At 41.7% G+C, this 6,272-nt stretch carries 7 protein-coding genes; 4 read left to right on the forward strand and 3 right to left on the reverse strand.

The window, feature by feature from the left end:
- Positions 1 to 122 precede the first annotated feature (122 nt).
- Positions 123 to 779 (forward strand): DJ-1/PfpI family protein, encoded by a 657-nt coding sequence (locus AC1DLI_RS30020; RefSeq protein WP_477608671.1) that lies wholly within the window; start codon positions 123 to 125, stop codon positions 777 to 779.
- Positions 780 to 1,167: 388 nt separating this feature from the next.
- Positions 1,168 to 1,464 (forward strand): hypothetical protein, encoded by a 297-nt coding sequence (locus AC1DLI_RS30025; RefSeq protein WP_477608673.1) that lies wholly within the window; start codon positions 1,168 to 1,170, stop codon positions 1,462 to 1,464.
- Between the two features lie 368 nt (positions 1,465 to 1,832).
- On the opposite strand, the gene AC1DLI_RS30030 is transcribed toward AC1DLI_RS30025, so the two are convergent.
- Genes AC1DLI_RS30030 through AC1DLI_RS30040 form a run of 3 tightly spaced genes read right to left on the reverse strand, consistent with a single transcriptional unit; the run spans position 1,833 to position 5,132 of the window.
- Positions 1,833 to 3,068, reverse strand: coding sequence for a cation:proton antiporter (locus AC1DLI_RS30030; RefSeq protein WP_477608675.1), 1,236 nt, complete (start codon positions 3,066 to 3,068; stop codon positions 1,833 to 1,835).
- 17 nt (positions 3,069 to 3,085) lie between these two features.
- Positions 3,086 to 3,751 carry a potassium channel family protein gene (locus AC1DLI_RS30035; RefSeq protein ID WP_477608677.1) on the reverse strand — a complete coding sequence of 222 codons (666 nt, stop codon included), beginning with the start codon at positions 3,749 to 3,751 and terminating at the stop codon, positions 3,086 to 3,088.
- Between the two features lie 13 nt (positions 3,752 to 3,764).
- A complete protein-coding gene (locus tag AC1DLI_RS30040; protein WP_477608679.1) occupies positions 3,765 to 5,132 on the reverse strand; it encodes a TrkH family potassium uptake protein in 1,368 nt (455 codons plus the stop codon).
- A gap of 568 nt (positions 5,133 to 5,700) precedes the next feature.
- Here AC1DLI_RS30040 and AC1DLI_RS30045 point away from each other — a divergent pair.
- Together AC1DLI_RS30045 and AC1DLI_RS30050 are read left to right on the forward strand one after the other, a co-directional pair.
- Positions 5,701 to 6,030 carry a PadR family transcriptional regulator gene (locus tag AC1DLI_RS30045; protein ID WP_169086171.1) on the forward strand — a complete coding sequence of 110 codons (330 nt, stop codon included), beginning with the start codon at positions 5,701 to 5,703 and terminating at the stop codon, positions 6,028 to 6,030.
- Positions 6,031 to 6,044: 14 nt separating this feature from the next.
- Positions 6,045 to 6,272, forward strand: a 228-nt coding sequence (locus AC1DLI_RS30050) for a permease prefix domain 1-containing protein (RefSeq protein ID WP_477608681.1), incomplete at its 3' end; no start/stop codon positions are given.

The following is a 6,272-nucleotide window of genomic DNA, read 5'->3' on the forward strand; positions in this document are numbered from 1 at the left end:
CGATACCGTTCATGACCAGAACGCCGAGCAGTGTTTTCACTATATCGACATACCCCTACCCCGTATGGGTACGTTATAGTTTGTTTGTAAGAATAGAATCCTACTCCAAAGGAGAGATTATCTTGAAAATCGCAATCATGCTTTTCGATGGAATCACAGCATTAGATGCAATTGGTCCATACGATGTATTTGCTGCTACACTGAAATGTGAAGTGAAGTTTGTCGCTAAGAAAAAAGGGTTAATCAAACTGGACTCAAATATGGGTTATTTGCATGCCGATTACAGTTTTTCTGAAGTTACTTCAGCTGATATTCTCGTTGTTCCAGGTTGCAGTCCGCCAAATTATAAAACGCCAATGAATGACGTAGAAACGTTAAATTGGATTCGCCAAATACATGAAACTACGAAATGGACCACGTCGGTTTGTAACGGCTCTCTGATTTTGAGCGCCGCAGGCTTGTTAAATGGAACATTAGCCACCAGTCATTGGGGATCCTTCGACCTGCTTCAATCTCTTGGAACAATTCCAACAGATGAAAGAGTGGTTCGTCAGGGCAAAATCGTTACAGCAGCCGGTGTATCCTCTGGTATCGATATGGCACTTCAATTAATAGCATGGGATTTGGGAGAAGATATGAGTAAAGGAGTCCAGCTGATTTTGGAATACGATCCTCAGCCTCCGTTTGACACGGGTTCCCCAAAGAAAGCGCCTGCTTTATTGGTAGAACAAATAAGAGGGATGTTACAAGAGTTTGCAAAACGGGAGCCCAATTTATAAATCACAAATAATTCAGCATATTCTCATTAGTGTTATTTGGGTAGGTTGAGGTAGGTGTATGGTATCTGAGCAAGACCTTAACGTGGCTTACACGTTTAATATTGTTAGTACGTGGTAGCGGAAATATCCAAAGAAGAAGTAGGGGCGAATTGCTCCTTCTTCATTTATAAATCGGGATCATTTAAATCAAAAAGAAACCTCTCATTGTATAGAATGTACATGTCTAAACACGTTAAATACTTAGCGGGGCCAGCAGCGAACATCCTGCTATAACAGTGAGCGATGCGCGGGGAACCGTAACATAAATAAAAGTGATGGTCATTCCGCTAACGGGTAACGATAGTTCAACCCTAGACCAATCATGTTTTTCTGAATAAGGAGGTCGATTATGGAAGCAATACGTTCAGTCAAAGCGCTCATTACATGGGAGAAGTATCCAAGCAAGTATCCCAGTAATATTTGGCTGCAGGATCTAATCGTGAACTACGGAGATCTTGAGGGTAAACAGTTTACCGGGGAAACTTGGACCGTACCCGTTAGAATTACAGGTCTAATTGAAGGTACATGGGAAACATATGCGGATATACGATTTCTAGTCGATGAGGCGCCTTGGCAAGATCTAGTCAGTGGATACACCTTTAGATTATGGGCTGGAAGAGAGGTTGCCACGGTCAAGGTTCTATAGTTGCATAAGAGGTTACGCTAATGGGTAACTATAGCTCAATAACCCATGAATAGACTGCCGCGAAAAAACGCGACACAAAACTGTTATTTAAGCAGTTTGGGTCGCGTTTTTTATTTAAGTAAAGTTGTGCGTGAATTAAATCAGTTTTGTGTTGGTGCACATAAGGAATCACCTTAAAAAGGGTGGCTTTTCTTGCTTCATTATTATGACATAATGAGTTTGAATTATTCGTAACAGAAGTTTTAGTTGTTTTTGGGCATCATTTTTTGGTGACATTTGGATTGATTATGAGACAAAACGAAAGGGACACGATAGCTGAATAAAAAAAGGAGCAGATTTGCCAATGATATGCTCCATAGGACGAGCAGCTACCGATCAGACTCATATACGATACCGAGTTTTCGCGCTACGAAAGCAGTCGTACTGGCCTGGAAAACTATCGTAAGCAAAACAGCCATAAACGTCACTGCTGCAATGATTTCTACGTGCTCGATACCCGCAGCTGCCACCATACCTGCAAGTGCTGCCGGAATAACTCCTGTTTCTCGCACCCAAAACATGAACAATATCTCATTTCGTTCCCATTTGGCCCTCCGATCGAGAGATGCGCATGCGAGTACAGTCAAAGGCCTGGCGATAAACATAAGTATTATAATGACTGCAACACTTGGCCAGAAATATTGAAGGACAGCCTCTATATTGACTTGACTGCCTAATAATATAAAAATAAGCATTCGCATCATCAAGGTAAGGTTCTCTGAAAAATGATTCATTTCCGTTTCCTTTTCCTTCATATTAAGTTTGAACAAAGGAGCATTTCCCCAGATAAGACCAGCTACAAACGTAGCCATAAATCCACTCACGTGGAATGTCTCACCAAGTAAAAAAGCCCCTAGTGCAGCTATAATCATTGTTATTGTCGTATAATCACGCAATAATCCTAATTTTCGATGAGCTGTCAAATAGGATAAAAGAAACCCAATGAATAACCCTACAGCAATTCCCCCAAAGGCAGTAGTCAGGAAATTCATGATACCGGATGAAATAGTGACTTTTTGCGTTCCCATGATGATCGCCAGGATCGAAAACGTAAGAATTGAAGCAGTCGCATCATTAAAAGCAGACTCACTTTCCACGGTTTCTCTAACCTTTGGCCGAATTTTAACCTGTTTAAATACAGGTATGAGCGTAGCAGGATCAGTGGAAGAGATAATCGCACCCAGTAGAAAAGCATAAATCCAATCTAGTCCAAGCAAGTAATGCACAGCTGCTGCCACCACTCCACATGTAATTAATACGCCAGGTACACTTAATAGGGATACAGTTACCCAGACTTTAGCAAGCCCCTTCAGACGAATGTTCCTTCCTCCGTCAAACAGGATAAGGGCAGAACCGATAATCAGAATAAATTGATTGGTAAATGATATACTTGGTTCATGGATCAGATGCAATCCTTGACCTAAAACAATACCTGAGATTAAAAAAACAGCAACGTCCGGTAACCTTACTAACTTGGCAACTTTTCCACTTAACACGCCTACAGCATATATTAAAATGAGGAGAAACAGTACATGATGAATCATTATCGTAGTCTCGTTAACCATGGAACTCATTCCTCCTATCAGGGATTTATTACACTTTCGAACTTATCAATTTGATCATTTGTCCCGATAACAACCATAATATTACCTTCTTCTATGATTGATTCGGCAGTTGGGGCAATTATAATGTCGTGCTTATTATTAATAGCCACTATGCTGCATCCATGTTGTGATCTTGTATCCAGTTCCCTCAATGAACGCCCAGCTATTTTTTTGGATGCATACAACTCAGCAATCGTGTATTCCTTAGATAGCTCAATGTAGTCCAACAAATTTGGAGATACAAGCTGGTTTGCTACCCGTACACCCATTTCGCGTTCGGGATAGATGATACGTTCCACACCCATTTTTTGAAGAACTTTGCCATGGAGTTCAGATAGTGCTTTGGCTACCACTTTTTGTACTCCAAGATCTTTAAGCAGGATAGTGGTCATAATACTCGCTTCGATGTCATCTCCAATTGCCACAATCACACAGTCATAGTTTCGAATACCAATTGAACGCATTGCTTCTTCATCTGTCGTATCAGCTATAACAGTATGCGTCAGAAGTTCTCCTTCTTGTTCGATAATTTCCTCATCCTTGTCTATTCCCAATACCTCATAGCCAAGATTAATAAGCTCCTTGGCGACACTGCTGCCGAATCGCCCTAATCCAATCACCGCAAATTGATTTTTTTGCTTCATTAGTATTGTCTCCTTAACCAATTATGATTTTGCCTTCAGGATATTTGTACAATTCCTTTTCTTGTTTAGGGGTTAGTGCATATGCCAAGGTAAGAGGGCCTAACCTCCCAATAAACATCATAAATGCAATTATAATTTTACCTATTACAGAGAGTTCCGGTGTAAGACCCAAACTGAGGCCTACAGTGCCGAAAGCTGAGGTTACCTCAAACAGTATTTTTAGAAATTGAGCATCCTCAGTCGTGGAAAGAACCATGGTGACAAAGACGACGAGGAACATGGCAAAAATAGTGAGTGTAATTGCTTTATATATCCTTTCCTGTGCTAACCGGTACCGGTATATGGAGATATTGTTCCTGCCACGGACCATAGCGATCATTGCACCGATAAGAATCGAAAAGGTGGTTGTTTTTATTCCACCACCGGTTGATCCTGGAGACGCTCCGATAAACATGAGGATAATGATAAAAAACTGTGTCGCTTGACGAAGTGCAGTGAGATCCAACGTGTTCGGACCAGCGGTACGCGGTGCAACAGACTGAAAGTAAGAAGCCAGCAATTTAGATCCCCAGTCGAGCGGTTGTAACGTGCTCGGATTGCTAAATTCAAATATAAAGATGACGATCGTGCCAATAATAAGTAAAGCAGCAGACATACTGAGAACAACTTTGGAATGCAGAGAGAGCTTAGTACGTTTAGTACGTTTTTGGTAGTCTAGAACATCCGCGATAACAATAAAGCCTATACCGCCGAGAATAATTAAACTCGTTACAACGAACGTAACCAGCGGATCGGAGACATAACTTGTAAAACTGCTAAAGGGTCCAGTGATCGGGCCAAAAAGGTCGAATCCAGCATTGTTAAACATCGATATTGCATGCCAGATACCATAATATAACGCTTGCCCAAAGGGCATATCAAAGGAAAATCGGATTGAGAGCAGTAAGGCCCCGGTACTTTCGATGACTAATGCAAAGAGCAATACCTTCCGAATAAGACGAACAATACCTTCCATGCTTGTCTGATTTAGTGATTCTTGCAGAATTAATCGTTCCTTGAGAGAGATTTTCCTCCGGAATACCAATGTGATAAGAGTACCCATCGTCATAAATCCTAAACCGCCTATCTGGATCAAGAAAATGATAACGATTTCTCCGAACGTGGACCAATGCGTACCTGTATCGACTGTTACGAGCCCAGTCACGCAGGTTGCCGAGGTAGCTGTAAACAATGCATCAATAAAAGAAGTGGGTGAACTGTCTGCTGAAGAAATAGGTAAAGTTAATAAAAAGGCACCAAATAAGATAATACAAGCAAACCCAAATGCTAGTACCTTTGGCGGGGTTATGTGGCGCAGTGGGGAATATTTAAAATTTAACATGACCGACAACTCCTTATACAATGCGAATTACTCTTTGTATTTGTAAGAAGGCAATTGAGTGAATGAAGCTGGCTGCTGGCTTTATTATGCAGTTACTTTTTCAATTTATACCCAATCGATTCATATAATAACGAAATCTAAACCACCTTATTAAACTAACGGGGAAATTCAGTACAATAAGTACAATAAAAGTAGCCACGTAAGTTTCAGCTAACGGGGAACGATAGTTCAATGCTGAAGGACTGCCGCACGGCAGCCCTTCGCTCAACTAACGGGCAGGATAGCGTGGAAATTAGCATATTAAGATGTATCACTAAGGTCAATCCGAATGGAAAATGAACTTGTGACATGTCGGATGAAAAGGAAACGATTTAGAGTGACACTGCATTATCAAAGGACAAGAACATACTTCCAAGAAGCTCCGCGCATAGCGCGGCTTTTTTATTTTTGTGATTCCTCATTGAGGACGGCCAAAGAGCTTTCACTTATAGGCAAAGTAATTAATTAGAAATACTACCTTGACAGTCGTGGTAATGTGTCGTATTATACAGACACGGAGGTTGATTACATGAGCGAGAACAAAATTACATCCGACCTGCTGCGAGGACATACCGATACGATGATTTTACGGCTCTTATCCGAAGCTGACCGCTACGGCTACGAGATCGTAAAACTGATTGCCGAGCGCTCGGATGGCGAGTATGAATTAAAGGAAGCCACGATGTACTCGAGCGTCCGGAGGCTTGAGGCCGACGGTGATATCGAGTGGTATTGGGGCGATGAATCACAGGGTGGTCGTCGTAAATATTTTAGGATTACCGGAAAGGGTATGACTGCTTACGCCCGCAACAAAAGCAATTGGGAGTACGCAAAGCGCGTGCTTGAAAACTTATTATAAGGAGAGATGATGTTATGAATCAGAAATTGACGAATTATTTGAACGGCGTATTTATGYCATACGATGGGGTAAAAAGCGTCACCGAATTAAAGGCCGACCTGCACTCCGATTTACAGGAGCGGTTCCGTGAACTCAAAGCTGAGGGCAAGGACGATGAAACAGCGTTTAAGATAACCATTGAAAGTATCGGTGACATTGAGCAAACGGTACGGGAGGTCGCTAACCTCTCCCGCTCACTGGAG

It is taken from the genome of Paenibacillus sp. 01T443 (assembly GCF_056398325.1).

Excerpts from the sequence above, each read along its gene's own strand:
- AC1DLI_RS30025 (WP_477608673.1), top strand. The coding sequence starts at position 1,168 with ATGGAAGCAATACGTTCAGTCAAAGCGCTCATTACATGGGAGAAGTAT.
- AC1DLI_RS30030 (WP_477608675.1), bottom strand. The coding sequence starts at position 3,068 with ATGGTTAACGAGACTACGATAATGATTCATCATGTACTGTTTCTCCTC.
- AC1DLI_RS30035 (WP_477608677.1), bottom strand. The coding sequence starts at position 3,751 with ATGAAGCAAAAAAATCAATTTGCGGTGATTGGATTAGGGCGATTCGGC.
- AC1DLI_RS30040 (WP_477608679.1), bottom strand. The coding sequence starts at position 5,132 with ATGTTAAATTTTAAATATTCCCCACTGCGCCACATAACCCCGCCAAAG.
- AC1DLI_RS30045 (WP_169086171.1), top strand. The coding sequence starts at position 5,701 with ATGAGCGAGAACAAAATTACATCCGACCTGCTGCGAGGACATACCGAT.